The following is a 25,142-nucleotide window of genomic DNA, read 5'->3' on the forward strand; positions in this document are numbered from 1 at the left end:
GGTGGCATCCTCGTGAAGCCCTTCCGGGTCGGCGTGCTTGTCGCCGTCGCCCTGCTCGTCTACGCCGCTTACTCGTGCGGGTGGGTTCCCGCCAGTGCGACGAATCCCGCCCTGCCCGCGCCTGACCGCCCCGCCACCGCTGTGGACGCGTGCGGGGACGCCCGTGTGGCGGTGCAGCCCGCGCTGCACCTCGCGCAGGCCGCCATCGAGGAGACCAGCGCCGGAGACGCCAGGGTGGCCAGCATCACCGCGGCGCGTGACCTGCTCACCGAGCCGGACGTCATCGCCGAGGTGAACGCCTGCCTCACCGCGGACCGAAGCAAAGGGCTGGCCTTCACCAGGGTTTCCGACGCGCTCGACCAGGCGGTGCACCGCATCTCGGCCATTCAGGAAACCGGCCGCGCCGACGAAACCGACCGGGCCGCCCTCGCTGACGCCCTGCGCACCATCAACGCCGCCCTGACCTGGAAAGGAAAAACACGATGATCGTCACCGGCGCCGACGGCCGCGTGGACGCCTCCCACCGGCGCCGCCTGGCCGACCAGCGGGAAACCGTCATGGGCCTGCTCACCATCCTGGACGAGGTGGAGGAGAAGCTCGGCGACGCCGACCGGTGCGTCAACGCGCTGCTGCGCTCCAACGGTGAGGGTTTGAGCCCCACCGACTACCGGGACGGTGTGAAAGAACTGGAAGCCGCCCACCGGGCGGTGCGTAACGTGCGGCGTATCGGCGCAGCCCTGCAGACGAACCTGCAGCCGCTGATCATGGATGCGGTGCCGTGGGCGGGGACGATCGCCCGGTGCGGTGTTCCCGCCCGCGACGGGCTGGTCATCATCTGCGCCGGGGAGGACCGGCCGGTGGGGCCGCCCGCTGAGCTGCGCGACCAGGACGGCGCACTCGTCGGCGTGGTCGACAACGTGTGGGTGGACGAGCAGCGCAGGATACGGGCTCGTGGCCGGGTGGACGCCTCCACCCCGGCGGGCCGGGTCGCCGCCGCCTGTATCGCGTCCGTCCAGCACGTCACCGTCCAGTTCGACGACGCCCGCACCCGGAAGCACAGCGACGACGGCTCCGGCATCCGTGAGGTGGTGCTGCTGAACGGGTGGCGGGTGACGGCGGTGCGGCTCGTCGGCGCCGGCCAGGCCCCGTGGGGGGAGGCGGTCATCACCGCCTACCTCGCCCCCCGCCCGTCCGGCACCTGACAGGCCCCGCCTTGCCGAGTTGTGGAGGAGCACACCATGTTCGATCCCAGCCCTGCCGAGCCGCCCGAGCGGGCGGACGCCGCCCCGCCCCCCTTGGCGGGGCGGCGGGTGACCGCGACCAGCGTCCCCGCCGGGCACACGGTGACCGGGGTGATGCTGCCCCCCGCCGGGGGGCTGCTGCGGCTGCACCCGGACGGCGGCGAGCCGCCGCTGGAACTCGACCCGGCCCGGTGGCAGGTGCGGCCGGAGGTGAGCGTGGAGGAGTCGCGCCGAATCCACTGCTCTGACGGGCTGCTCATCTACCGGCACGATGATCTGCCCGCCGCGCAGCTGGCCACCGCGACGATGCTGCGGCACCTGCGGCGCCGCCCCGCGGCCGGGCAGCAGCCTCTTGCCGTGTACCCGACGCGTAAGGGGTACGCGCCGCTGTTCGCCGTCGCCGACAGTGCAGAGTTGCCGCCGCTGCCGCCGGCCCGGCACGCCGCCTGGGAGTTGGCGCGCACATGCGCCCGCTGCGGCACCCGCGGGCAGCGGCCGCTGGGGAAGGCCCGCCAGGACGGGCAACGGTACTGCGAGGCGTGCCAGGAGCCCGTGGGCGGTACGGCGTGAACGGCGTGGGTGTTCACTACGAGTACTTCGCGTGGCAGCTGGTTGAGCACCGGCAGGGGTGCGCGCGAGGTTGGGCGGTGCGCCAGAAGACCGAGGAAAGCCCCGACGGTACGACGAGGCGGGCCGCGGTGCAGCTGGTGTGCCCGCTGCCGGACGGGTGCGGGAAGGTCGTCGAGTTCGAGTTCGACAACGAGCCCGCCGCGACCCCCTTCGGCGGGCCCAGCGACCGGTGGAGATGGCACACGATGACCGTTGACCAGGTCGGGTACGGCAGTGCTCCGCTGCAGGTGGCCGAGGTGTGGCTGCACCCGGGCGGGCCGCTGCTGCGCTACTGGAACAACGGCGAAGGCCCCGCCTACTACGTGGTGACCGAATCAGCGGAGCGGCCTTCGGACTGGTCGCAGGTACTGGGGGTGATCGGGCAGGCGCGGACCCGTGGCCGGCAGGTGGCGTCGAGGTGGTACGCCCACGCGAACTACCAGCCCCTGTCGGCCGCCTGGTACGGGTATCAGCCGCGCGACACGACGGACGGTTTGAAAAGCCGGGCGGCGGCGGTGCGGTGGGTGCTGGCGGCGGTGGGCCGTGGCTGACGTGGCACGACCCGGCCAGGTGGGGCGAATCGGCTGTTTGGTGGGGCCGCGCCCGCCACCCTGGTAGGTCGTACACCCCGTCACCGCCCGGCCACCGGCTGTAGGTGCAGGGGTTTCCCCCGAGTTAGGAGCTGTCCGTAGCCATGAGCCAAGCCGACTACGCCGTCCTGGTGGGTGTGTTCGTCGTCGTGTTCGCCGCGTGCGGCGTGTGGGCCTACGTTCGGTGGTGCCGTGCCGAACACGGCGACAAGCGGGCGTCCCGAGCTGTCGCCGTCGCGTTGGCGGGCACGCTGGCGGTGCTGGTCGCCGCCATGGGGGTGCTGCTGTACCAGACGCTTCAACCGGCGGCGCCTGCTGCTGCGGCGGCGCTGTACACGTGCCGGTATCCGGAGCCTGACAGCGACGAAGCGGTGTGCGCGGGCATGGACAAAGGCGAGTACGTGGAGTTCCGCGGCGGCACCGACCATCCGAGGCTGCTCGCCGGCACGCACGACGTTCACTGGTCGTCGCCGTCGGGAAGCGTGTGCGGGCAGGCGCACCAGTTCGTGGCGCCGCTGCTGGCCGCCGCCGCCGACGAGTTGGAAGCTCACCGCCCCCGCAACCTCGCTGATGTCAGCGCTGTTTTGTCTCAGGGGGAGGCGGCGCGGCTGGTCGACGCGTGTAGCCGCAGCAGCCTCAACAGTTTGCTCGTCCTCAACGTGACCGCGGTGGTTCTCACAGCGGCCGCCCCCTACGGGCAGACAGACGACGAATTGGACGAGACGGCGCGCAATCTGCGGGAGCAGCTCGCCACCGGCGAAGGCAACCAACCACCAGAAACTTCAATGTTTAACTTTCCGGAGGAGTAGTAGCGTGGATGTACCCAGCGAAACAGTCGTGGGCGTGTCCGAGGGGGGTGGTGCGGCGGCCCCCCAGGCTGCTGCTCATTTCCTGATCGCCCGCCAGCTGCTCGATCTCGGCCACCTCACCGACGTTCTGGAACGGTGCGGTGTCGACGTGGGCGGCCGCTACGGCGGTAACCGGATCGCGGCCGCTGTCGCCAACACCGGAGCCGCCCTGACGGAACTCCACAACGCGATCACCGTGGGCTGGAACGACTGCGTGTCCGCCCCGGGCCGCGGCGACCTGCTCGACCCGGGTGACGCCGCCAACGCCGGCCTGGTGCCGTGGTGCGGGGTGCTGGCCGTCTTCGGCCACGGCGGCGGGCGGCGTATTCAGCACCCGGAGAAGCTGCCGATCGACATCCGGAACCTGCCGGTGCCGTTGGTCGACCGGCGCGGTAACCCCGCAGACGCGGCCTCCATCGGCGTGTTGCAGCTGGCCTGGGTGTCGGGCGGCCAGCTGATGGGCGCCGGCTACCTTCAACCGTCCGCTGAAGGAGCCTCCCCGGCGGGTGTCCTCGACCAGCCGACACCCGTCACCGTTGATCTTTCCGGCGTTGAATGGGCCATCCCGTCCGACCGGGACGTTCTGCGGTCCGGCGACTACGTGCAGCACGGCCAGCTGCAGCCGGGATGGCGGGTCACGAGCGTCGAACTCGTCGACGCGCCCACCTGGGATGAGGCGCGCATCCGGTACGTCACCCGCGAGGAGTACGCGCAGCTGACCGGCCCGGTGCTCGCCGGCGTGCCCGCGGGCGCCGCAGCCGGGGGAGACAGCCGGTGACGACCATCATCACAACGGTGCGGGTCGGTGACTACGACGTGCGGGCGCACCTGCCGTCTGACGTGGACGGGTGGCTGGCCGCTGTTGCCGCGCTGGATACGTTCGGCGTGCACAAGCGGCCCGCCTCCGAGCGGCTGCCGGTCCTGGCCGCGCTGGCCAGCGAGGTCGTTCACCCCGACGACCAGGCGGCGTTCACGCACGTCGCGACGGTCGGCGAAGAGGTCAACGCTGCCTACGCGGCCGATGCCCTCACTGCGTTCCTCGACGACTACGTGCGCAACGTCACGGCCCGCACCTTCCAGTGGCGGCCCCGCCCTCTGGCGGGCGGCGGGCGGCGGCATTGGGCGTCGTGGCTGCCGTACTCCTGGCGGGGCGTGCACAAGCGGGTCGCGGCTCGGCTCGGCTTCTTCTGGCTGCCGTGCCCGGTGTGCCGCCAGTCGTTTGGCGGGCACGAAAGACGGCGGGTGAAGGGTCGCCCCGACGCGCTGCCGGTGTCGGGCTCTCCCGGCGAGTGGACGATGATCTGCCCGTGCTGCACCCGTAACGGGTACGGCACCGACTGGCATCCCGATGGCCCCCGCCTCATGGGAGACGGCGGCCAGCAGGCGTGAGGCGAGTGGGTACGCCCCGGTGCGGCTGTTGGTTTCGGCGCAACCCTGCCTAAGATCACAACACGTGTGGTCGTTCAAGGCCGCCCCCTGCCGCAGCAGGGGGTGGCTTTCTGCTTTGCTGCTGGTCATGGGCATGTTGACTGTGAAAGCGCACGCGCCGGTGCTGGGCATGGCCGACGGCGGCCAGTACGACGTCGCGGACTCGCCGTTTATCCGCAGGGTGATCGCGTCGGGGAAGTTGACGTTGCTGGCCGATGCGTCGTTCGTGGAGGAGAACTGGTCCGGCGCCGCCGGCGAAGGGGCGGAGCAGCAGGGTGTTTCGCGGCGGAAGGAACACCAGCGGTGAAAGGGGTGCGGCTGGTCACCGACCCGGACGGTGACCGGGAGGCGCTGCGTGACCCGCCGCCGCCGGACCTCGAACTGACGGTGCGCGGGCCTGACTACGACGAGGCGGCCTGACCCGCCGCAGAAGAGAGGGTGGTGGGTGGTGGCGACGTACCGGGTGCGGGTGCGGAACAACCAGGTGGCGTTGCAGCGGTTTCTGCGCGGCAAGGACGGGCCGGTCGTCCAGCACGTCGAGAAGATCATGCGGGATACGGCGAACCTCGGCAAGCGCACCATCCGTGTCGATCGGGGGTTCGCGCGTTCGCAGATCTACAGTCTGGTGTTGCCGTACGCGACGCGGATCGTGGGGAAAGCCGGGTCATACGCCCACTACGCGTACTGGCTCGACGTCGGCACGGGGGTTTACGGCCCGTTCGGTAAGCCGATCGTGCCGAAGCGGGCGAAGGTGCTGGTGTTCACGCCGAAAGGCAGCAACGTGACGGTGTTCGCCGCCTCCGTGAAGGGGCTGAAAGGCGACCGGTGGCTGCGTAGGGCGTTCGCGGCGGCGTGCCCGTACCCGGTGCTCGACCTGGGGCCGAAGTGACGGCACGCTCAGGGAGTTCTGTGTTCGCGCGATGATGGGTGACGCACGGGGATTTCAGCGGATCAACACGTTCGGGGGAACGATGAGCGATGCAGCGGTGAAGGACGACGCCCAGGCGGTGGAGGCCGGCGAGGAGGTGCAAGACGTCGTCGTTGACCCGGAGCTGGTGTTCGTCACGAAAGCGAAGCCGCACCTCACGCAGGCGACCGTGGAGGAGCGGACGGTCGCGTTCCAGCTGGACGGCGAAACGTACTACCTGGTGAAGCCACGCAAGTGGGAGGACCTGCTGACGTCCCTGGAGGAGACGGCGGCGCGGCGGGCGACCACTCCGGACGTGCTGTGGCAGGGCTGGGATTTCCTGCACACCGTCGTCACCGCGGAGAGTCTGAGGCGGCTGCTGAACAGGGCGAAGGACGACAGCGACGACTTCGAGCGCAGCGACCTGTTCGACCTGATCCCGCAGATCATCCGCACGTTGCACGCGAAGGAGCAGGCGAAGGCGGGGGTGGGGGCCCGCCAGCCGGCGCCGGCTCGGGCGCGGGCCGCCCGGTCGGCCTCCGCGCCGCGCGGGTAGCCGGTGGGGGAGTGGCGGCCGGCGCTGTTCGGGCCGCCGCGGTCGTTCGTGCTCGACGCCGAGGTGTACGAGCTGGCCGGGTCGTGGCAGGTGCTGCTGGAGTGGTTGCCCGCCGAGCGGTGGCACATGCATGTCCTGTACGGGTTGCTGCACCCGTTGGACGCTGACCGGTTGTCGGATCGGTTGGACGACGGTGAGGATCCGCTGACCCGGGAGGAGGTGCGGGCGGTCGCTGAGCGGCTCGTCCAGCAGGCGACGGGCCGTAAATGGTGGGTGGCGCAACGCTTGTACGCGACGCTGGCCGCGTCGTGGGCGGAGCTGGACGGGCAGCTGTCGCTGCGCGGCGTGGAGCTGGCGGCGCTGCTGCCGGCCCCGGCCCGCGCCTGCAACCTGGTGTACGCGTGGTTGGTCGACGGCGCCGACGAGCAGGGGCGCCGCCGCCTGGACATGCAGTTGACGCGGCCGCCGGCGGGGATGACGAAACGGCAGGCGGCGGGCGCGTGGTCGCCGCAGGAGCAGGGGCGGGCGTTCATGGACGCCTACCGGGCGCAAGGCGATGCGGGAGGGCGGAGCCCGGCCCGCGTAGCCTAGGAGCGCTGCTGCGCTGAGGGCCGGGCACCATCGCGACCGGTAGGGGTGCCCGCCCATGGCCGCAGGCCAGCCGCTCAGCCGCGCCGAGGTCGAGCTGATCCTCAACTTCGAGGGTCTGTCGGAGGAGCTGCGCGACGGGCTGGAGCGGCGGGTCAAGGCGGCCGCCGCGGTGGCGGCCAAAGAGCTGACCCAGGTGGAGAAAGCCGCCTCGGGGATCGGCACGGAAACACAACGCTCAGCCCGGACCGCTGAAACGGCCGTTGAGGCGGTGCAGCGGGGGGCGAAAGCCGCGACCGCCGAGCTCGACAAGACGGCGAAGGCCGCGGCGCGGGTCGGTGTAGAGGCGAAGAAGTCCAGCGACGAAGCCGCCGACACGATCAACCGGCGGCTGCTGCCGGCCGCGACGAAAGTCCGTGAAGCGCTCGCGGCCATCGGTGAGAGGGACCGGAACCGGGGCGGCTTGCAAGGGTTGCTGCGTGACCTGGCCGGGCTGCCGCCGGCGTCGCAGCGGGCGGTGCGCGGGCTGACGTTCACCCGGCAGGCGATCATTTCGGCGATCGCCGCCGCCGCCGGGCTGGCCCCCATGTTCGCCCTGGCCGGCGGCGGGGTCGCCGCGTTCGCCGCGTTCACCGTCCCGACGATCATGAAGGTCATCAAGTCGCAGAAGGAAATGGCCGACGAGTGGGCGTCCCTCAGCGACGACCAGAAGATCGCTTCGGTGTCGACGGCCAACCTGATCGACCAGTACCAGACACTGTCGGAAGCGCTCGCCCCGGGGACGCTGCGCGTCTACAACGCCGCCCTCACCGAAACATCTGAGCTGCTGCCCAGGCTGGTGCCGATCGCGAGCGAGGTCACGGACGCGCTGGTCGACGCCGTCAACGCGCTTGGTGACGGCTTCGACACCGACCGGGCGCAGGGCTTCTTCGACTTTCTGGAGCAGTCGTCGTCCGGCGCGGTCACCGGTGTGGTGGCGATCGTCCAGGACGCGGGGGCGGCGGTCGCGACGCTGCTGCAGGCCCTCGCGCCGCTCGCCCCAGTCATGGGCGGCCTGGTATCAGGGACGTTTCAGCTGGTCACCGCCCTGTCGGAGTTGTCGCCGGAGCTGTTGCAGCTGCTGGTGACGACGGTTGCGTTGCGCGGCCCGGTGGCGGCACTCAGTACCGCCTTCACCGGCGGCGTGGGGAAAGCCAAAGCGTTCGCGAAGGAAACGAAAGGCGCTTCGCTGGCGTCGAAGGCGCTGACCGCGGCGGCGTCGGCCGGCCCGAACGTCTACCTTGCCGGTGCGGCCGCCCTGGGGATTTTCGCGATCTCGCTGGCGACGGCGAAGACCCGCGGCGAGGAACTCGTCGATTCGATTCAGGCGCAGAACCTGGCGTTGCGGAACAACGTCGCCGGCTACGAGAACGCCAACCGGGTGCTGGCGTCGAAGCTGGCGCCGACGGAGGCGGCGGTCGGCCGGGCGGCGCAGGCGCTCAACCGGGACCTGAACGCCAACACGGTCGCGTTGGCGCAGGCGGCGCTGGCGCAGCGAGGCCTGTCGGACGTGAACGTCGCCGCTTCCCGGGCGTTGGAGCAGAACCGGGCGTCGTTGAAAAACATTGATTCCGGGGCGAAAGCCGTCGCCGCCACGTACGGGATCACCACGCAGCAGGCGATCGCGCTGGCCGACGCCGTCGGTGTCGACCTGTCGCGCGGCATCACGGAAAGCGGCAACCTGACGGCGGGGGCGGCCGGGAAGTTCGCCGCCTACCAGGCCGCGGTGCAGGCGGCGCAGAATCCGACGCTGGCGATCCAGGCGGCGTTCGCGAACGCCGCCAACGAAGCACTGAACCTGACAGACCGGGTGAAAGCGCTGCAGTCGGCGTTTGATTTGACGATCAACCCGTCGTTGGCGTTGTACACGGCGACGACTCGGGTGCGGGACGCGTACGCGGCGGCGAACAAGGTGCTGGCCGATGGCAACGCCACCGGGCAGGCGCGCCGTACCGCCCTGCAGAACCTCATCGGGTCGCTGCGTGATCAGGCGAACGCCGAGTTCACGGCGAACCAGGCGGTCGACAAGACCAGTACGGCGTTCCGTAACCAGCTGCCCGCCTTGACGGCGCTGGCCGGGAAAAGCAGGGAAGGCCGGGCGCTGATCAACGAGATGCGAGACGCGCTGGCCGGGGCGAAAAGCGCGGCTGAAACCGCGGGCGGCGCCTTGGGCGGCCTGGGCGGCAAAGCCGACAGCGCGAAGAACGGCTTGTCGGAAGCGGCCCGGCAGGCAGGCGTTCTCGACAGGCGCGCCCAGGGCGCCGCCGGCAACGTCGCCGACCTGGCCGTGGACGCGCAAACCGTCGGAAGCTCCGCCGGTGCGGCGGCGCCGAAGGTCGCCAACCTGGCCAACAGCATCAACGGGCTGAAGTCGAGAACCGTCACCGTCCGCGCCAACACCGGTCCTGCTCAGGCCGCCGTCCAGTCGTTCATCCGTAACACCAGCGGCCAGGTCGTCGACGTCACCCTGCGCATGGGCCGCGTCACCGCGCAGGCCGGCGCGACCGGCGGCATGGCCGAGGAGCTCAAACCCCGAACGTTCCCCGCTTTCGCAGCCGGAGGGAAACTCCGCGGGCCGGGCACCGGCACCAGCGATTCGATTCTGGCGCGGCTCAGCACCGGCGAGTTCGTCGTCAACGCCAAAGCGACCCGCAGGTACGAGGACCTGCTGCGGGCCATCAACAGCAACAAGTTCGCGTCCGGCGGCAAGGTCGGCGACCAGCTGCCCCGGTTCGCGTCCGGCGGCCTGACCCGCGGCCGCAACCCGGTGATCGATTTGGGGGAGCTGCTCGGCACCGACCTGGCCCGCGGCCTGGCCCGCTCACAGCGGGCCATCAACGCCGAACTCGGCAAGATCAGCAAGAGTGTGCGGGGGAAGCTCGCCGACATCAGACGGTCGGTGGGCGGCGACTTCGTCCGCGACCTGGTCTCCGCCAGCCCGGAGGAGATCAGCCGGCAACTGCGTGACTTGCAGCGGTCCATCACCTCGGCGCTGGCCACGACGAACACCCGGGTCGACACCGTGCTGGTCGGTCGGCTGACGACGCTGAACGCGGCGCTGGGCAAGCTGGCAGCAGAACGGGACCGGCTCACCGCGGCGTTGGAGAAAGCAACACAGACCGCCGCCGACGTCACCGACCGGGCCCGTTCCTCCGCGGCCCTGTCGACGCTGACCGACGAGGAACGCGCCACCCCGGCAGGGATCGCGGCCGCACTCCGCAACCGCCTGAAAGTGATCAACAAGTTTCAGGACGACGTCGCCCGGCTACAGCGGCGCGGCGTCAACAAGTCATTGATCGAACAGCTTGTCACCGGCGGCCCCGACCAGTCCGGGCAGCTCGCCGCTACCCTCGCCCAGGCGTCGAACACCACCCTGCGCGAAATCAGCGCGTTGCAGCGGCGCATCAACCTCGACAGCAAAACGTTCGGCCAGCAGTCCGCTGATTTCCTGTACGACAGCGGAGTCAACGCCGGTAAAGGTTTCCTCGCGGGTCTGAAATCGCAGCAGAAGGAAATCGCCGCGCTGATGAAAGACATCGCGAAAAGCATTTCGTCGACCATCCGGAAAGAACTGAAAATCAAATCGCCGTCTCGGAGGCTACGCGTTGATGGCCGCGAGTCCGCCCGCGGCTACCTGCTCGGCCTGGAAGACATGGCGCCCGCGGTCGAAGCGGCCGCCCGCCGCCTCGTCGCCCCGGTCGCCCTGCCCCGGGCGGCGGCGTTCCGGCCCGCCCGGGAAACAGCAGCGGCTGTACGCCCGCCCGCCCCAGCCCGGGCCTCGGCCAGCTCCTCGGTGCGGGACATCACGTTCAACAACACGTACACGCACGTCATGGCCACCGCCAGCGAAATCGTCGCCGAGCAGGAACGCCGCCTGCTCGACGCAATCCGATAACAGGAAAAAAGGGGGGCGGCTGGGATGGCTTCGGAAGCGTGGCTGTGCTTTTCCGGGGTGGAGGTGACCAACCACGCTCGCGTGTACGCCTACAGTCAGGCCGGGCTCGCGCCGGTGCACGCCTCGGTACGCGACTGCGGATGCGACGGCCTGGTGGAGGTTCTCGGCGATGACCCGTACACGCTGCCCGCCGCCGACGACGCCCCCTGGTACGACCCCGCGGAGGCGTCGTCGGTCGACTTCGCCGGGTTCCTGGTGACCAGTATCGAAGGACTGGAATCGGCGCCGGTGTCGCGGCCGGTGACCAACCGGCTCGGCGCCGGCGCCGTCATCGGCCGCAGACGGTACGGGCCGCGCGTCATCACCGTGGACGGCGTCCTGATCGGACGCACCTCGTGCGCCGTCGACTACGGCCACCGCTGGTTGTCGTCGGTGCTGCAAGGCGCCCTCAGCTGCGGGGCCGGTTCGTGCGGCGGCGACGACCTGGAATTCATGACGTGCTGCCCCACCGCGCCGGCCGCGCCCGGTGATTGCTGCCCGGGGCCGTGCACGGCGCAGACCTGCGGCGAAGGAGTGTTCAGGACGTTGCGTGACGTCGCCCTGACCAGTGAGGTGCGGAAGGTGCGCAGCTTCACCGGCTGCGCCTGCTGCCCGGGCGAGCTACGAGAGGTGACGTTCACGTTGACGGCCGGCCGGCCGCATGCGCTGCGCCCCTCGGTGACGGTGGCCGAAACAGTCGGGTGGCCGGCGGAAACCCCTGACGACGAGTGCGTCCAATGGTCGACCGACTCGGGCTGTTTGGACGAGGCGGGGGAGTGCGCCGCCCAGCAGCCGCAGCCGTGCCCGCTGGACCCGTTCTGCCCGCCGCCGACACTGCCCAGTCTGCCGCTGCCGGCCAACCCGTGCCTGTGTGAGCCGTTCACCAGGCGGCAGGTGTGTATCGAGATTCCGCAGAGCGCGGCGCCGATCTGGGCTGACCTGGTGCCGCTCGTGGAGCTGTACGCCGGGTCGAACCTGCTGCGTGGCATTCGGATCCGGTTCTACCCCAACCCGTTCGGGGTGTCGTACGAGGACCTTGACCCGTGCGCCTGGTGCAGCGAGATCAACGTGTCGTATCTGCCGGCGGCGTCGAGGCTGACGTTGGACGGCGCCGGCCGCACCGTGCTGGTGCAGTGCCCGGGCCGGGCCGACACTCCGGCGGAGGGTATCGTGTCCGGGCCGCAGGGCCAGCCGCTGAACTGGCCGGTCCTGGAGTGCGGCATCCCTTACCTGGTGTGTGTCAGCGCTGATTCCACGACGGTCGCCGCCGACGCGAATGTCACGCTGCGCACCATCGTGAGAGAGGTGTAGAACGTGGGCCCGCTCGGATGCCCCGAAACGTACACGGTCGCGATCGGTGATCGCACCGGCGGCCGCGAGTACGGCACGATCGAACCGTCCGCTCTGGACTGGTCGCGTGTCCTGGACGACACCTCCGACGCGTCGGTGACCGTCCCCTACCGGGGGGAAGAGTGTTGCGAGCTGCTCGGCAAGACCCGCACCTGGTGCAACTCGCTGATCTTCTACCGGGATCAGCAGCGGGTGTGGGAGGGGCCGATCACGCGGATCGCCCACCGCGGCGAGGACACCGTGCTCGGCGCCCGCGACGTCACCCAGTGGCTGTTCCGCCGCAAGATCCGGCAGCTGCTCGACTACACCGGCACGAACAAAGCGGACCTCGCGGTGATCGCCCGGCTGCTGGTGGAGCACGGCTTCGCCCCGGACGACCCGAACGTGCTCGCCTACCTGTGGGTGTCGTCGTCCCAGATCGTCGGGGAACGCAAGTACGCGGCGAACGGCGGCTACGTGCTGGACCACCTGCGAGAGCTCGCCAGAACCGGAGTGGACTTCACCGTTTTGGGGCGGCGCATCATCTTGACGGGGGAGGGGCCGCTGGGCAGGGTGGCGGGCCTGACCGACGAGCATTTCGTCGGCCCGCTCACCGTGATCGAGGACGGCTTGGCGGCGGTCACGCACGCAACCGTCATCGGCAAAGGGATCATGGCTTCCTCGGGTGGGGTCGGCGGGTGCGGGCTGCTGGAGTACCTTGCCACCGAAGAGGAAATCCAAGACGTCCCCTCCGCGCAGGCCGAGGCGCACGCCCTGGTCGCGGCCGGCGAACCCGCCCCCGTGTTCCTGGAGGTGCCCGACGACTCCCAGCTGGCGCCGGAGGCGCCGGTCGGCATCGCCGACCTGATCCCAGGCGTTGTCGTCCCGGTCACGTCGACCGCGACGTGCCGCACGGTCGCCGCTGACCTGCGGCTGCTGCGCGTCCGCGTCACCTACACCGAGACCGACGGCGAGAAGGTCGGCGTCACGCTGGCGCCGCTCGGCGTTGACACCGCGGCGACTGCCGCCTAACGAAAAAGGGAGAGGGGGACGCCATGGCGAGAGTGCAGACACGGGCTCGTACACCGGCTCAGGTGCTGCGTGACCTGGACGACCGGGTTCGCGTCCTGGAACACCGCACCAGCGTGGTCGTGGGCGTCGCCCCCGACGCGTACGTTCTCGAGGTCGACGCCTCGGGCCGGTTGACCGCCCGGCACGCCACCACCGGCACCGTCACCGTCGTCGCCGCACCGTAATCAAGTCACCACAAAAAGTGATCTTGGTAGGGTTGACGTGTGGAAACACACGGCCTACGCCTTGAGAATTCCCGCATCGTGCACCGGCCAGGCACGAGCAGGGATCGGTACGGCGAGGAACTACCCGCCCCCGACTGTCAGACCCCGATCGGCGGGTGGGATCCGCGGCGGCTGTGCGCGTCGCAGGAACCCGTCAACTGCCGGCGCTGCCTGCGGCGCGGCGGCGGCCACGCCGCGGCCGGGCAGGCGGTCGCCCTGGAGCTGTTCTAAGGGGTGGTGACCGGCCGGTGCGCCCCCGGCCAGGCACAGCACACGTCGAACCCGCCGTGTCGCGGGTATTCGACGTCGCCTGACGTGGGACAGAAGTACACGTCCGGGCAGCAGCCGCCTTGCGCGGCGGCAGGTGGCGGCAGGAACAGCGTCGGCGGAGGTTCGGTGCTTTCCATTGAGATCAGGTACGCGCCTCCTGGGAGGACGTACGCCGGGAGGCGGCCGCCGGCCTGTGCCCGCTGGCGGCCCGGTGTTCGCGCCCCGGGCGGGTTACGGCATCGTGGTAGAAGCGCGAGCACGGCGACGCCGAGCACGCCGGCCACCGCCAGGGCGGCCCAGCAGGTGGGGGAGAGGCGCATGCGCCGATGGTAGGAGTTCGCCCGGGTTGGAAACCTACGAGCGGGCGAAGAACACGCAGAGCTCTCCCACCGGGGCGGCGTCTGCCGGGCGGCGGCGCTTCGGAAAGGAGGCGGCCGCCCCCGGTACGCTGGCCGTGAGCTGCTGGCGTGAGGGCCGGGCCTACCTGCGGACAGGTGCGGGGTGGTCACGATTCCCAGGTGCGGGTGCGCGTCCGGCTGTTCATGTTTGATCTCCGCTGGCTCCGGGGTGAGAGTCACCGGCAACGGCAGCGCCTCGAACCCGTACGTGGTGTCCGCGCTGATTTCCGGCGACGCGGGCAACGCGATGGTCGTCGGCGGCGACGGCGGCCTGTACGCGGCCGGAGGCGGCGGCGGTAGCGGCGGGTTGACGACGGTCGCGGTGCAAGACACCCCGTGTATCGACCTGAGCGGCCTGGGCACGGTGCCGCAGCCGTTGAGGGCGGCGCCGATTATCGCGCCGACCGCGGGGAACCTGCTGGCGTGCGCCGCGACCGGGCTGCAGGCGTTGCTGACCGTCGGCGCGTGCGGCTTGCAGGGCGCCGGCACCGCGGCGTCACCGCTGGCGGCGAAGGTGTCGGCGTGGCCTTACCCGTGCCCGGTCGACGCGCAGGCGGGCCTCGTGTACTGCGACAGCAGCGGCACCCTCAGATCAGAACCACGCGGCAAAACGGAGTATTTCACCACCACGTTGAATCAGACGTACGCGAACCTGACGGTGCCGGCGACGACCACGACCGGCGGCACCACCGTGGAGACGCGGTCGTTGTCGGTCACCAACCCCGACCCGTGCCGGCCCGCCCTGGCCATCACGATGACCGAACTCGACGTGGACTTCGTGATTCCCGCCGGGGGCCGCGCCGGCATGTTCATGTACGGCGACGAAACGTACCGGTTCGAGAACCGGGGGTCGGCGACGGTGAGCAACGTGCACACGCAGACGACCAAAGTGGTCGGCAACACCATCGTCCCGCCTGGCGCCACGCAGAACATCGACCTGGTGATCGGGCTGGGTTTCGGGTTGGCCGGAGCCACGTACAACAGGATCCAGTCGTACATCCGCGCCGTGCTGATCGCGCTGTAGCCGACACATTGAGGAGGTCAGACAGGATGGACGACACCACACCGCCGGAGGGGTTCCGCGGGGACCGCGCCGCACTGGAGCACGTCCGCTACTTCCGCACCGGCACCGGCAGCGTGGGGGAGATCGCCGAGTCCGCCGCCGGGATCTCGTCGCTGCCCGACGACGCCGTGGAGATCACCGCCAGGCAGTACCGGCGGGAGCTGGCCGAACTGCACGCCGGGACGGAGCGGCTGCTCGCCGACCTGCGCGCGCAGGACGAGGAACGCATCCGCGGCGACCACGAGGCGCTGCGCGCCGCAGGCATCCCCGAAGGCCTCGCCCGCCGCCTGGCCGGCTACCCCGCAGGGGAGGGGTGACCGATGCCCCAGGTATGTGTCGGCCCCGAATTCACCGTCGACCCGAACGGCCGTTTGAGACTGGATTTGTGTGGTGGCCCCGCCGAGCAGGCGTGGCCGTACGCGTGCCCCACCAGCAGCAACCCTTTGCGGATCGACCCGAACTGCGGGCTGTGGGTGCCGCCGTACGCGAAGGCCGGGCGGGCGTCCGCGTCCGGCACGTCCGGCGGCGCCCTGGTCACTGTCCCAGCCGGGTTCACCGAGGTCGCCCAGGCGGAGATCGAGGTGAAGAACCCGTCCGACTGCTACACGGCGATCGTCGTGCAGTGGATCCAGGTCGACGTGGACTTCTACCTGCCGCCGGGCACGGACTCGAGGGCCGGGTTCCGCATCAACGGCAACAGCATGATGGCGTTGGAGAACTCGTCGCCGGCGGGCGGCACGCAGGAGACCGGCGTCCACTGGGATATGCACCAGACCTTGGTGTCGGGGACGATCCCCGCGGGCGGCAGCAACACGTTCACCAGCCCGATCGATGTGGGGTCCGGGCAGGGCGGAGCCCAGTACGGCGAGATCAGATGGCAGATGAGAGTGCTAGCCCTGGCAGGACTGTGATGATCACAAAGTTTTTCCGGCGGGCCGACGGGACGCTGCTGTCGCGCTCCCTGGAGGTCGAGGGCTCCTACGCGATGGCGCTCACCGTACCGTCCGACGCGGTGGAGATTTCCGCCGAGCAGGCCGAGAAGCTCCGCGCCGGCCACGCAGCCCAGGCCAAGGCGTGGGTGGCGGAACAGGGGGCGGCCGCCGACCTGGTGCGGCGCGCCGACTACGAGGCGCTGCTGGCGCTGGGTGCCCCGGAGGCGACGGCGCGCCGCCTGTCCGGCCACCGCGGCGGGGGTGGTGATGAGTGACCTGCCCGACCCGTTCAGCGGGGTGGTCACGGCCGCGCACGTCTACAACGCCGTAGTGGAGGTCGGCAAACAGGTCGTCGGTGTGGACCACAAGGTCGACCTGGTCGACGGGAAGGTGGGCGCCGTGGACCACAAGGTCGACGGGGTGGTGACGACGGTGTCGGATCTGCAGAACCGTGTCCGTGACCTGGAGGCGAACCGGTGGCCGAAAAGCCTGCCGACGCTGATCGCGTTCGGCGCGCTCCTCGTCGCCGCGGTCGCGCTGTGGCGGGGGTGGTGAGTGGGCTCCGGCTACGTCGTTCGCTGGTATGTGGCGGACACCATTCCGTGTGAGCATCACACGCCGGCGGGGACGGCCCGGCACGGCAAGCCCGGCAGGGGGGAGGCGCCGCAGGTGGGGCGGCCCTACCGGGACCGGCGGAAGCAGGCGGCGCGGCGGCGCGCCGCCCGAACGGCGAGGGGGAAACGCTGATGGTGCACCTGGTGGGCCGCGACAAGTGGGGGGCGCGCTCGTCGAAAGGCGAAACGCTGCTGCAGGCCCGGCCCAAAGGAGTGAAGATCCACTATGTGGGGGATCGCGTTGACCCGGGCATCGTGAAAGATCACAGCAAGTGTTTGGCGTTGACGAAGACCATCCAGAAGCAGCACATGGACGGCAACTTGTGGGCGGATCTGGGGTACACCGGGTTGTGCTGCCCGCACCGGCAGTTCCTGGTGGGGCGCGGCCCCGGGGTGCTGCCGGCCGCGAACGGCAAGGATCTCAACGCCCGCCATTACGCGGTGATGGCGATGGTGGGCTCTTCCGGGCTGGTCGTTCCGCCAGACGACATGCTGCACGGCCTGGTCGACGCCATCGAGTGGTTGCGGGGCCTGCCGGAGAAACAGCAGCCGTGCGGGTACGAGGTGCTGGGGCACCGTGACGGGTGGGCCACCGACTGCCCCGGCGACTGGCTGTATGAGTGGATTCAGGACGGGTGGCCGCGGCCCGGCGAGGCGACGCAGCCCTCGACGGGGGTGGAGGTGCCGCCGTGGCCGGGCCGGGTCCTGGAGTATCCACCGGTGGCGGTCGGTGAGGACGTCCGCACCTGGCAGGAGCAGATGCGGCTGCGCGGGTGGCGCATCACCGTGGACGGCGCCTACGGGCCGCAGTCGCGGGACATCGCCCGCCGGTTCCAGCGGGAGAAGGGGCTACGGACGGACGGCAAGGTGGGCCGCGACGACTGGGACGCGGCGTGGCTGGCGCCGATCACGTAGGCCGGCACCGCCGGCCGGGGAAGGGCGGTATCTGGTCGCGGGTGTGGTGGCGCGACGCCTTGGAACGGGCGGTGCGCGCAGGCGCGGCCGCCGCGGTCACCGGGGTCGGCGCCGAACAGCTCGGCGCGGTGCGAATGTCGACGCTCCGCACGGTGCTGCTGCTCGGCGGCGGTGGCGCGCTGGTGTCGCTGCTGCTGTCGCTGGCCGCGGCCGGCACCGGCGACGCCAAGTCGGCGTCGTTCACCGAAGCGCCCTGAAATGGGCGAAGGGCCCGCCGTCGAGGTGGCAGGCCCTTCTTCGCTCCCCCGTGGTCGGAGAGCTGCGCCCGTAAGCGCCCAGCCGTTGAAGAGTACCGCATTGCTTTCCCTTTACCCTCACTGTTGGGGAAAAGTTGCACAGAGTCTCCTCCTAGGTGTAGTGTAAGACTTGCAACCTTAAAGGAGGTGAAATAGTGACCGAAGCGCCCGAAACGCTGCCTGATCTGGTGGGGCAGCCCGACCTGGCCGCGATGCTCGGCGTGCCCATCAACACGCTGCACTCATGGCGGGGACGGAAAGACTACGACAAGCTATGCGAAGCCGACGTCGTCGTCTCGGGCACCCCGTTCTGGTTGAAGCAACGCTGGACCGACCCGGATGCGCCGCTGCCGAAACTCCCGCCGTTGGTGGGGGTGAAGGAGGTAGCGGCGATGTTCGACGTGGACCCCGACACCGTGACCGCCTGGTTCCAACGGAGGAACGGGCCACCCGCCCCGGCCGTGAAGATCGGCCGGACGCGGATCTGGACGGTTCCGCCGTGGGAGGAGTTCGCCCGCCGCACCGGCCGGCCCATCGACGTGTCCGCTCTGAACAGAACCAACCAGGCCGATAAGGCCGACCAGCAGTAAGCACCACCGTTCGCCCCAGCCTGGGGCGAACCCTGACCTTTAGCTATAAGGGGACAGTCGAGGAACGTTCCCGGATAGCTCCCCCGTGGAAAGGGAAACAGCACTGTGGTTCTTCAAACGCGCCCGCCGACCTGCGTGGTGCCCTACCCGACGATCCTTGTCGAAGGGCCCGCGGACTCCGGCAAATCGTGGATGTTCGTGCAGCTCACCGCTTCCCCGCTGGTCGGCCGCAGCCTGCTGCTGGACCTCGGCGACGGCCGCGGCGACGAGTACGGCGACGCCATCACCGGCACCCCCAGCTACGAACTCATCCAGCACGACGGCACCTGGTCGTCGATCATCGGGCAGGTTGAGGCGGCACACGCCGAAGCGGCCCGCGTGCACGCCGCCGGAGGCAAGCCCGTCGTGTTGTGCGTCGACAGCGGCTCCCGCGTGTGGGACATGCTCAAGTCGTGGGGCAACGCCCGCGCCAAGGGGTCGATCAAGCATCAGCGGCTGCTCGCCTGGGACCCGAACGCCGAGGTGCGCATCCCCAACAACATCTGGGACGACGTCCGCGACCGGCACGACCAGTTCCTGCACCTGCTCACGACGTTCCCCGGCATCACGGTGATCACCGCACGCGGCCGGGAAATGTGGATCAACGAGGAGAGCACCGACCCGGTGCCGAAGATGGCCAGCTACAAGGTCGACTGCCACCGTGACCTGCTGCACGCGGCGACCGTGTGGATCCGCCTGAGCCTCGACGCCCCGCCGACGATCATCGGGGTGCAGTCGAAGCACCTGAACATCACGCACGGCACGGACGAGGCGCGCATCGTCCCGGACCTGAACCTGGCCGACCTGATCTTCAAGACGTTGCGGGTGTCGCCGGGCAGCCAGCCCCGCCAGCTGGTGAGGCTCGGCCAGGAACGGCTACCGGAGGCGATCCGTGACGACGCGCTGGCCACCGTCGACCGGGAGCGGCTGCAGCAGCTGCTGACCGAGGCCGCCCACCCGGTTCACCGCGGCCTGCCGGTCGACAACGAGTACGGGGCTGAGGAGACGCTGACCGAGCTGATCGGCCGCCGCCTGCGGGCGCTGTCCGGTCAGGGCGGCGACGAGTACGGCACCGAACCGGTCCGCGTGGTCGCCCAGCCCGGCCCCGGCGGGCAGGTGATCCAGGGGTCCGCTGACCGGCCGGAAATCCCCGCCACCCCACCACCCACACCCCAGCAGCAGGAGCAGGAGCAGGAGGAGGAGGTGGATCCGGGGGCGCCGCTTGACGAGCAGACGCTGCTGGTGGTGCACCGCATGCTCGCCGACTGCGGGGTCACCACCCCCGACCAGCGGCACGTGGTGCTGCAGATCCTCACCGGTAAGCGGCTGGCCAACAGCCGCACCCTGACCACCGCGATGGGCGCCGAACTCGTCGTCATGCTCGCCCCGGTGGTCGCGGCACCCGCACCGAACGACGCGCTGCGCGCCCTGATGCAGTCGCAGCTGACCGCCAACATGACCGCCCGCACGTCCGCCCCGACTGAGGAAAGGCCCGCCGCATGAGCCGCCGCAACCCCCACAAGAGGACCGCCCGTAAGAGCCGGGTGTGGAAGCCGGGCATGGGGCCTGGAACGTACGACTTCGAGAAGGGCGAATTTACCCCCGCCGCCCCCGCCGACCCGGCCCCGGCCGAGGCCAAGCCGGAGCCGGAGCTGTCCACTGTCATTCACGACGTCCCCGGCCGTGACGAGCCTGTTGTGTTCACCGGCGGCGACGCGTTGCCCGGCTTCGACAACCTGTCCTTCCGGGAGCTGGCCCAGCTCGCGGGCATGGCCGGCGTTCCCACCCCGCCCGGCAGCGACGACGTCCTCGAAGGGGAGATCCTCAAAGAGGAGGTGGCCGCCGCGAAGCAGCTGCTGGCCGACGCCGAGGAGCGGGGGGAGGGGCCGCTGGAGTTGGCGCACGCGTTCGCCTACCAGGACCAGGTGCACAAGGCGTTGGGCCGGGAAGTCAAACGCACCCGCGAGCGGGCCGAGAAGCTGTTCGCCGCTGCCCAGCTGGTGCACGGCATGAAATCGCTGGACGTGGCCGACGACAGCGGCGGCCCGCCCGTGGCGACCCTCCACATCCAGGACGTCAAGCCGGACATCGTCTGGGACATGGACGCGGTGCGGGCGTTCTGCGAGAAGCACGCCGGTACGGAGCTGTACCAGGAGGCGGCTCCCGGCGCGCTGGCCCTGGCCGACGTGGTGGCGTACATCGCGATGACCCACCCCACCTATGTGAAGACTCTGGTGCGGGAGGCGTACCTGACGCGCCTGCTGTCGGAGATCGACGAGCAGGGCTGCAAGGCCGACCCGGAAACGGGGGAGCTGGTGAAGCTGGCCACCGTCACCCCGGGCCAGCGTAAGGGGGCGTTCGTCACCCGCTACGCTACGGCGAAGAACGGCCGCCCCAACGGCAAGCAGCGCATCGAGGACCTGTACCGGGTGGGCGCGCTGGGTGACGTCCTGGCGCTCGGCCCCGCACCGGAACCCGGCCCGGGCGACAGCGCGGAGCAGCAGGCTTAACCCGGTGGGAACCGTACATCGCCTGGTCGCCGAGCTTGACGCGGTCCGCGTCGAGCTCGGCGTTCCCGTTGAAGACGTCGCCGACACGGTTGGCGTCGCCCCCGAAGAGGTCAGCTGGTGGGCGGCGGGATTGCGCCTGCCGTCGCTGGGCGAGGTCGTCGGATACACGGCTGCCCTCGGCTGCACGGTCGGGTTCACCGGCTCCGAAGCCCCAGCCGGGCCGGCCGGTGCTGAACCGGCGGGTGTTGCGTGGCTGCTGGACGCGTTGGAAGGCCGCCGCGCCGGGATCGGCATGTCACGGCGAGGCCTCGCCCGGGCCGTCGGCGTGTCGTACAACACGGCGAACCGGTGGAGTGTCGACCATCCGCCGTCGCTGTCCAATTTCGTCGGCTACGCCAGCGCGGTTGGCTGGGCGGTGGCGCTCACCCGGCGGGTACCGCCGCCTGCCCGTCCCACCACCCTGCCCCCGGCCTCGGCTGATGGTGGCGCTTCGGCGCAGCGGGTACGGCGGCCGCCGCACCGGCTGGTTGTCCTGCTCGAAGCGATCCGGATTGAGCTGGGCTGGCCACGGTCGGAGATTCCGCGCCGGTCGTCGCACGCGTTGACGAAAACGTCGCTGCAACGGTGGGCGAGCGGGTTCGTCACCCCCAGCCTCAATGACCTGATCACGTACGCGCGGACGCTTCACTGCGACCTGGACGTGGTGCGGCGCGGAAGCGAGGAGGTCACGCCCGAGGTGCGGCGCCGCCGTGACGTGCTGCGGGAGATCGAGGTGGAGCGCGGCACCCGGGAAGCACAGATAGGCGGCGGCCCCTTCCACGCCGACGGCACCGGCCCCCAGTGGGGGCCGGTCGCCGAGGAGGCGGCACGTCAGGAAGTTGAAGCTGGCCGGCGCGACCAGCTCACGTGGGCGGTGCGAGCCCAGGCTGTGTTCGGCCGGGTGCTGCGCCGGGACGACCCGGAAGAGTTGCGAGCCGAAATCGTGAAAGCAGCCGCGCTCCTCGTCGCCTGGCTGGAAGACCTCGATGCCCAGAAGCGGCAACGCGAGGAAGACCAGGGGGCGGGCGACGGCTGAGCCAGGCCGCCGGCGGAAAGTGCGAGGGCTGCGGAGGTCCGTGCCTGGCGCGGATCTCCGGCGGTACATGTCAAACGCTCGTTACTGTTCCCTTACGGCTGACCTGGCGCCCCGGTTTCGTACGAGTGCGCCGAAGAGCCCTACAAGAGCCCATAAAAGTGTTTAGCCCCGGGGTCCGCCTGCCAGCGGTCCGGGGCTGTAACGACCTAGTCGAGGAGGTCGCGGTGCTAAGCACCACTGTACCCATACAGGTCCCAGCTTCACAGGCGATCGGGGGTTGCAGACCCGCACAAAAGGTGAGTCAGGTTCGGGGATGTGCGGGGGTGTCCTCGCCGGTTGTGCGGGCCTGGAACGGTGCAGGTCCCGGGGTGCGCTGGCGCGTGGTGGTCGTGCGGCGTTCCGGCGGTGACTGGTGAGTGAGGAGTGGCCGACTCAGGCGCCCGACGAAGAGATCGACGTCGATGCGAACCCGAAACGCGAGTACTTCGCGATGATTATGTATCACGTCCTGGACGATCCGCGGGTGACTCGTCAAGGGCGTGACGCGTACGTGTGCATCGTGCGGGTGCTGGGCTGGCGCAAGGAGAGGCGCCCGGAGGAGATCACACGGGAGCGGCTGGCGTCGGCGATGGGGATCAGTACTGACACCTTCGACAGGGGCGTCAAGAACCTCGTGGAGTGCGGCTATCTGACAGTGATCCGCGCCCGTGACGAGCACACCGGCAACTGGAAAACGTCCCAGTACCTCCTCAAGGACAGCCATAAGAACCGGTTGGCGGCAAGAGTCCTAGAACTGGAGCAAGAGAATCGTCAACTCCGTGCCACGCAGAAGAAAAAACCGCAGGTCGGAACCAGTCCGCAAAATGCGGAAAGGGCAGAAGGTGACACGGCAGGCGAAGAGGACGAAGCGGCGGCCGACCAGTCCGCAGAATGCGGACTGGCCCCGACCTGCGAAAACATCGAGTCTCCGCAGGTCGGGACCAGTCCGCAGAATGCGGAACCGCCGCTCCGCAGTTTGCGGAACCGCCAGTCCGCAAACTGCGGACATATAAGAGAAGGGGTTTTAGAGAAAGAAGAAGAACAGAGAGAAGAGAGAACTCCGGTTCCCGCCGTAGGCGGGCTTACGGTCCGTACCAGGCGCGCGAGCGAGGCGCCTGCGGCGCAACCAGGAAAGATCATGCGTGGTCGTGCTCTGATCTCGGAGGTGCCCCGCTACCGGGAGGCGCCGCCCTGGGCGAAGATCCACCTCGGCGAGCTCGCCCAGGCCGCGCTGCAGCACTTCGGCCCGGACGCCATCGTCGCCTACACCCGCCTCGTCGACCCGCAGCTGTTTCAGCCGCACCAGCACATTCCGGAGTTCCGGCACGCGCTGTGCCTGCTCGGCCAGGCCGTCCAGATCGGCGAAGCCTGCAGAGGCTGCGGCGAACACCCCGACCGGTGCCGGTGCCGACCGGCGAAGGCGCGGCCCGCCGACGCCGCGTGGACCGAGGAGGACCTGGCCGGTTGGGAGCGCACCCTGGAACAGCTCGGCGTGACCGAAGATGAGCTCGCCGACGTGCAGGAGGGGTGAGCGGTGGAACCGAACAGCCGGGAGAAGACCATCTGCACACAGTGCGGGAAGCCGATCTTCTTCGCGGTGACGCGGAACGGTGAACGGCAGCCGCTCGACGTGAAACCCGACCCGGTTCGCGGTAGCGTCGCCGCCTACCGGCAGGGGGTGCGGCTGTGGTGGTGCCGGTCGCTGCTCGCCGCCGCCGCCGACTACCCGCCGCACCCGCTGGAGGAGCGGTTCGTCCCGCACCAGCTGACGTGCCGCCCCCGCAGGCCGGCCGTCCAGCTGGTGATTCCCGGCCTGGCCGCCGACCCGCCGGGCCGCCCCCAGGCGCCGGCCCCGCCGCAGCCGAGGCTCGACAACGTGATCCCGCTGCGCCGCCGCCGAACCTGACCAGCCAAACCCCCAATCCAGGAATCTACAATGTAAAAAACGCTTTGCCGTGCAGCTTGTGACATCACGCGCAGATCGGTGTTTGATCAGGTCATCGCACAAACCGTCAAGGCAAGGAACGCGGGCCGAGCCCCGCACGGCGGCGGTGTGGCTCGCTACATTCGGCCCATGAGCAGCAGTTCCTGGGCCGCGAGCCCTGATGCCGTAACCGAGGTGATCCCGCGCGTCACCGTGCCATCCCCGCGGATCACCGCCCCCATCCCGATGCTGCCCCTGGCGGCGGTCACCGCCGAGGCGGCGCCTTCCGCGCCGATCCCGTTCCGGCCGTGGCGGATCATCTGGTGCGCGCTCAGCTGGGGCCACTTCTGGTGGCCGGGCGCGCTGCGCTGCCTGGACTGCGGCTGGGAACGGAAGGCCGCGTGACCGGCGGCGCGCTACCGCCGACCGCGCTGTTCCTGCCCGACGGGTGCGAGTTCACGCTGCTGCACTGCGGGCAGCGGATGGAAGAACGCGGCCACACCATGGGGTGGACGGGCAAGCCAGGCCAGGGCGAGCAGCTGTCGGACCACCAGTTCAGATGCCCTCGCTGCCCAGCGGCGGTGAACATTTCGGTGCGGGAACCCGCGTAAGCACCCGGCCGTGGACGGCGCACCACCGCGCGAGGCCGGCACGGCCCGGTGCGGGCGGGACCACCGCCCTGATCGCGATCACCTGACTCAGCGGTGCCTGGCTCCTGAATTCAAAGCCGGGTACCGCTTTTTCGCGCCCCTGTTCCATACATATCCGACCGGTTATTATGAGTATGTCCAGTGGGTTAATTGTTAAGGGCAGTGGTGTCACACCTATATGGCGAATTAACAATCGAGTGGTCCAAGGTCTTCTCCGAGCTCACCGGGCTGGACCAGGCCATCGTCGGCACAGCGATCAAGCGCAGCTCGTACCAGGACCTCAAGCTCGCCGGCGACGTCGTCGACCGCGAGCAGCTCGTCGCCGACGCGTTCAGCGAGGCCAAGCTCATCCCCGCCCCCGTCACGTTCGCGGACTTCGTCGACACCCGGTTCGACGCCACCCTGGACGACCCCTCGTGACGCCCGTCCCGAGGTCCGTGCCCGGAGGACCCACGCCTGGAGG

33 protein-coding genes are annotated in these 25,142 nt (G+C 70.0%); 32 read left to right on the plus strand and 1 reads right to left on the minus strand.

Annotated elements, in window-relative coordinates; all coding sequences use genetic code 11:
- Positions 1 to 12: 12 nt before the first annotated feature.
- From ACQP0P_RS20845 to ACQP0P_RS20920, 16 genes are all read left to right on the plus strand, one after another.
- On the plus strand, positions 13 to 486 hold the full coding sequence (locus ACQP0P_RS20845) for a hypothetical protein (protein WP_433379468.1): 474 nt from the start codon (positions 13 to 15) through the stop codon (positions 484 to 486).
- Entirely contained in the window at positions 483 to 1,202 is a 720-nt protein-coding gene (locus ACQP0P_RS20850) for a hypothetical protein (RefSeq protein WP_433379471.1), read from the plus strand. Before ACQP0P_RS20845 ends, ACQP0P_RS20850 begins: the two co-directional genes overlap by 4 nt.
- A gap of 36 nt (positions 1,203 to 1,238) precedes the next feature.
- Complete coding sequence (locus ACQP0P_RS20855; protein WP_433379474.1) at positions 1,239 to 1,811, plus strand: hypothetical protein; 573 nt, start codon at positions 1,239 to 1,241, stop codon at positions 1,809 to 1,811.
- A 5-nt stretch (positions 1,812 to 1,816) separates the two neighbouring features.
- The gene (locus ACQP0P_RS20860) at positions 1,817 to 2,401 is read left to right on the plus strand and encodes a hypothetical protein (RefSeq protein ID WP_433379477.1); all 585 of its coding nucleotides are present in this window, start codon (positions 1,817 to 1,819) and stop codon (positions 2,399 to 2,401) included.
- 143 nt (positions 2,402 to 2,544) lie between these two features.
- Complete coding sequence (locus ACQP0P_RS20865) at positions 2,545 to 3,249, plus strand: hypothetical protein (RefSeq protein ID WP_433379480.1); 705 nt, start codon at positions 2,545 to 2,547, stop codon at positions 3,247 to 3,249.
- Positions 3,250 to 3,253: 4 nt separating this feature from the next.
- Positions 3,254 to 4,066 (plus strand): hypothetical protein, encoded by an 813-nt coding sequence (locus ACQP0P_RS20870; protein ID WP_433379483.1) that lies wholly within the window; start codon positions 3,254 to 3,256, stop codon positions 4,064 to 4,066.
- A complete protein-coding gene (locus ACQP0P_RS20875; protein WP_433379486.1) occupies positions 4,063 to 4,677 on the plus strand; it encodes a hypothetical protein in 615 nt (204 codons plus the stop codon). The genes ACQP0P_RS20870 and ACQP0P_RS20875 overlap by 4 nt, the downstream gene beginning before the upstream one ends.
- 64 nt (positions 4,678 to 4,741) lie before the next feature.
- Complete coding sequence (locus ACQP0P_RS20880; RefSeq protein ID WP_433379489.1) at positions 4,742 to 5,023, plus strand: hypothetical protein; 282 nt, start codon at positions 4,742 to 4,744, stop codon at positions 5,021 to 5,023.
- Between the two features lie 141 nt (positions 5,024 to 5,164).
- A complete protein-coding gene (locus ACQP0P_RS20885; RefSeq protein WP_433379492.1) occupies positions 5,165 to 5,605 on the plus strand; it encodes a hypothetical protein in 441 nt (146 codons plus the stop codon).
- Between the two features lie 82 nt (positions 5,606 to 5,687).
- Complete coding sequence (locus ACQP0P_RS20890) at positions 5,688 to 6,179, plus strand: hypothetical protein (protein WP_433379495.1); 492 nt, start codon at positions 5,688 to 5,690, stop codon at positions 6,177 to 6,179.
- Positions 6,180 to 6,182: 3 nt separating this feature from the next.
- Entirely contained in the window at positions 6,183 to 6,770 is a 588-nt protein-coding gene (locus ACQP0P_RS20895; RefSeq protein WP_433379498.1) for a hypothetical protein, read from the plus strand.
- 55 nt (positions 6,771 to 6,825) lie between these two features.
- A complete protein-coding gene (locus tag ACQP0P_RS20900; RefSeq protein WP_433379501.1) occupies positions 6,826 to 10,701 on the plus strand; it encodes a hypothetical protein in 3,876 nt (1,291 codons plus the stop codon).
- A 24-nt stretch (positions 10,702 to 10,725) separates the two neighbouring features.
- On the plus strand, positions 10,726 to 12,051 hold the full coding sequence (locus tag ACQP0P_RS20905) for a hypothetical protein (RefSeq protein ID WP_433379504.1): 1,326 nt from the start codon (positions 10,726 to 10,728) through the stop codon (positions 12,049 to 12,051).
- A gap of 3 nt (positions 12,052 to 12,054) precedes the next feature.
- On the plus strand, positions 12,055 to 13,101 hold the full coding sequence (locus ACQP0P_RS20910) for a hypothetical protein (protein WP_433379507.1): 1,047 nt from the start codon (positions 12,055 to 12,057) through the stop codon (positions 13,099 to 13,101).
- A 62-nt stretch (positions 13,102 to 13,163) separates the two neighbouring features.
- The gene (locus tag ACQP0P_RS20915) at positions 13,164 to 13,325 is read left to right on the plus strand and encodes a hypothetical protein (protein ID WP_433379510.1); all 162 of its coding nucleotides are present in this window, start codon (positions 13,164 to 13,166) and stop codon (positions 13,323 to 13,325) included.
- Positions 13,326 to 13,364: 39 nt separating this feature from the next.
- Complete coding sequence (locus tag ACQP0P_RS20920) at positions 13,365 to 13,595, plus strand: hypothetical protein (protein ID WP_433379513.1); 231 nt, start codon at positions 13,365 to 13,367, stop codon at positions 13,593 to 13,595.
- Here the strand turns inward: ACQP0P_RS20920 and ACQP0P_RS20925 are convergent.
- A complete protein-coding gene (locus ACQP0P_RS20925) occupies positions 13,592 to 13,954 on the minus strand; it encodes a hypothetical protein (RefSeq protein WP_433379516.1) in 363 nt (120 codons plus the stop codon). The two genes, ACQP0P_RS20920 and ACQP0P_RS20925, sit on opposite strands and share 4 nt — an antisense overlap.
- Before the next feature lie 247 nt (positions 13,955 to 14,201).
- On the opposite strand from ACQP0P_RS20925, the gene ACQP0P_RS20930 reads away from it, so the two are divergent.
- From ACQP0P_RS20930 to ACQP0P_RS21005, 16 genes are all read left to right on the plus strand, one after another.
- On the plus strand, positions 14,202 to 15,056 hold the full coding sequence (locus ACQP0P_RS20930) for a hypothetical protein (protein ID WP_433379519.1): 855 nt from the start codon (positions 14,202 to 14,204) through the stop codon (positions 15,054 to 15,056).
- Between the two features lie 26 nt (positions 15,057 to 15,082).
- Positions 15,083 to 15,412 carry a hypothetical protein gene (locus ACQP0P_RS20935; RefSeq protein ID WP_433379522.1) on the plus strand — a complete coding sequence of 110 codons (330 nt, stop codon included), beginning with the start codon at positions 15,083 to 15,085 and terminating at the stop codon, positions 15,410 to 15,412.
- 3 nt (positions 15,413 to 15,415) lie between these two features.
- Positions 15,416 to 16,006, plus strand: coding sequence for a hypothetical protein (locus tag ACQP0P_RS20940; RefSeq protein ID WP_433379525.1), 591 nt, complete (start codon positions 15,416 to 15,418; stop codon positions 16,004 to 16,006).
- Positions 16,006 to 16,302 carry a hypothetical protein gene (locus ACQP0P_RS20945; RefSeq protein WP_433379528.1) on the plus strand — a complete coding sequence of 99 codons (297 nt, stop codon included), beginning with the start codon at positions 16,006 to 16,008 and terminating at the stop codon, positions 16,300 to 16,302. The genes ACQP0P_RS20940 and ACQP0P_RS20945 overlap by 1 nt, the downstream gene beginning before the upstream one ends.
- The gene (locus ACQP0P_RS20950) at positions 16,295 to 16,582 is read left to right on the plus strand and encodes a hypothetical protein (protein WP_433379531.1); all 288 of its coding nucleotides are present in this window, start codon (positions 16,295 to 16,297) and stop codon (positions 16,580 to 16,582) included. The genes ACQP0P_RS20945 and ACQP0P_RS20950 overlap by 8 nt, the downstream gene beginning before the upstream one ends.
- Before the next feature lie 341 nt (positions 16,583 to 16,923).
- Positions 16,924 to 17,556 (plus strand): peptidoglycan recognition protein family protein, encoded by a 633-nt coding sequence (locus ACQP0P_RS20955; protein ID WP_433379534.1) that lies wholly within the window; start codon positions 16,924 to 16,926, stop codon positions 17,554 to 17,556.
- The gene (locus ACQP0P_RS20960; protein ID WP_433379537.1) at positions 17,535 to 17,813 is read left to right on the plus strand and encodes a holin; all 279 of its coding nucleotides are present in this window, start codon (positions 17,535 to 17,537) and stop codon (positions 17,811 to 17,813) included. The genes ACQP0P_RS20955 and ACQP0P_RS20960 overlap by 22 nt, the downstream gene beginning before the upstream one ends.
- 194 nt (positions 17,814 to 18,007) lie before the next feature.
- Positions 18,008 to 18,442 (plus strand): hypothetical protein, encoded by a 435-nt coding sequence (locus ACQP0P_RS20965; protein ID WP_433379540.1) that lies wholly within the window; start codon positions 18,008 to 18,010, stop codon positions 18,440 to 18,442.
- 105 nt (positions 18,443 to 18,547) lie between these two features.
- Positions 18,548 to 19,984, plus strand: a complete 1,437-nt coding sequence (locus ACQP0P_RS20970) for a hypothetical protein (RefSeq protein ID WP_433379545.1) — start codon at positions 18,548 to 18,550, stop codon at positions 19,982 to 19,984.
- A complete protein-coding gene (locus ACQP0P_RS20975; protein WP_433379547.1) occupies positions 19,981 to 20,991 on the plus strand; it encodes a hypothetical protein in 1,011 nt (336 codons plus the stop codon). The genes ACQP0P_RS20970 and ACQP0P_RS20975 overlap by 4 nt, the downstream gene beginning before the upstream one ends.
- A 4-nt stretch (positions 20,992 to 20,995) precedes the next feature.
- Positions 20,996 to 22,066, plus strand: a complete 1,071-nt coding sequence (locus ACQP0P_RS20980; RefSeq protein WP_433379550.1) for a helix-turn-helix domain-containing protein — start codon at positions 20,996 to 20,998, stop codon at positions 22,064 to 22,066.
- A gap of 412 nt (positions 22,067 to 22,478) precedes the next feature.
- Positions 22,479 to 23,636 (plus strand): hypothetical protein, encoded by a 1,158-nt coding sequence (locus ACQP0P_RS20985; protein ID WP_433379553.1) that lies wholly within the window; start codon positions 22,479 to 22,481, stop codon positions 23,634 to 23,636.
- Between the two features lie 3 nt (positions 23,637 to 23,639).
- A complete protein-coding gene (locus tag ACQP0P_RS20990) occupies positions 23,640 to 24,011 on the plus strand; it encodes a hypothetical protein (protein ID WP_433379556.1) in 372 nt (123 codons plus the stop codon).
- Between the two features lie 168 nt (positions 24,012 to 24,179).
- Positions 24,180 to 24,434, plus strand: coding sequence for a hypothetical protein (locus tag ACQP0P_RS20995; RefSeq protein WP_362766762.1), 255 nt, complete (start codon positions 24,180 to 24,182; stop codon positions 24,432 to 24,434).
- Positions 24,431 to 24,640: a hypothetical protein gene (locus ACQP0P_RS21000; protein ID WP_433379559.1), complete on the plus strand. Its 210-nt coding sequence runs from the start codon at positions 24,431 to 24,433 to the stop codon at positions 24,638 to 24,640. The genes ACQP0P_RS20995 and ACQP0P_RS21000 overlap by 4 nt, the downstream gene beginning before the upstream one ends.
- A 204-nt stretch (positions 24,641 to 24,844) precedes the next feature.
- Complete coding sequence (locus ACQP0P_RS21005) at positions 24,845 to 25,099, plus strand: hypothetical protein (RefSeq protein ID WP_433379562.1); 255 nt, start codon at positions 24,845 to 24,847, stop codon at positions 25,097 to 25,099.
- Positions 25,100 to 25,142: the final 43 nt, after the last annotated feature.

It is taken from the genome of Streptosporangium sp. CA-115845 (assembly GCF_050943795.1).
Taxonomy (GTDB): Bacteria; Actinomycetota; Actinomycetes; order Streptosporangiales; family Streptosporangiaceae; genus Streptosporangium.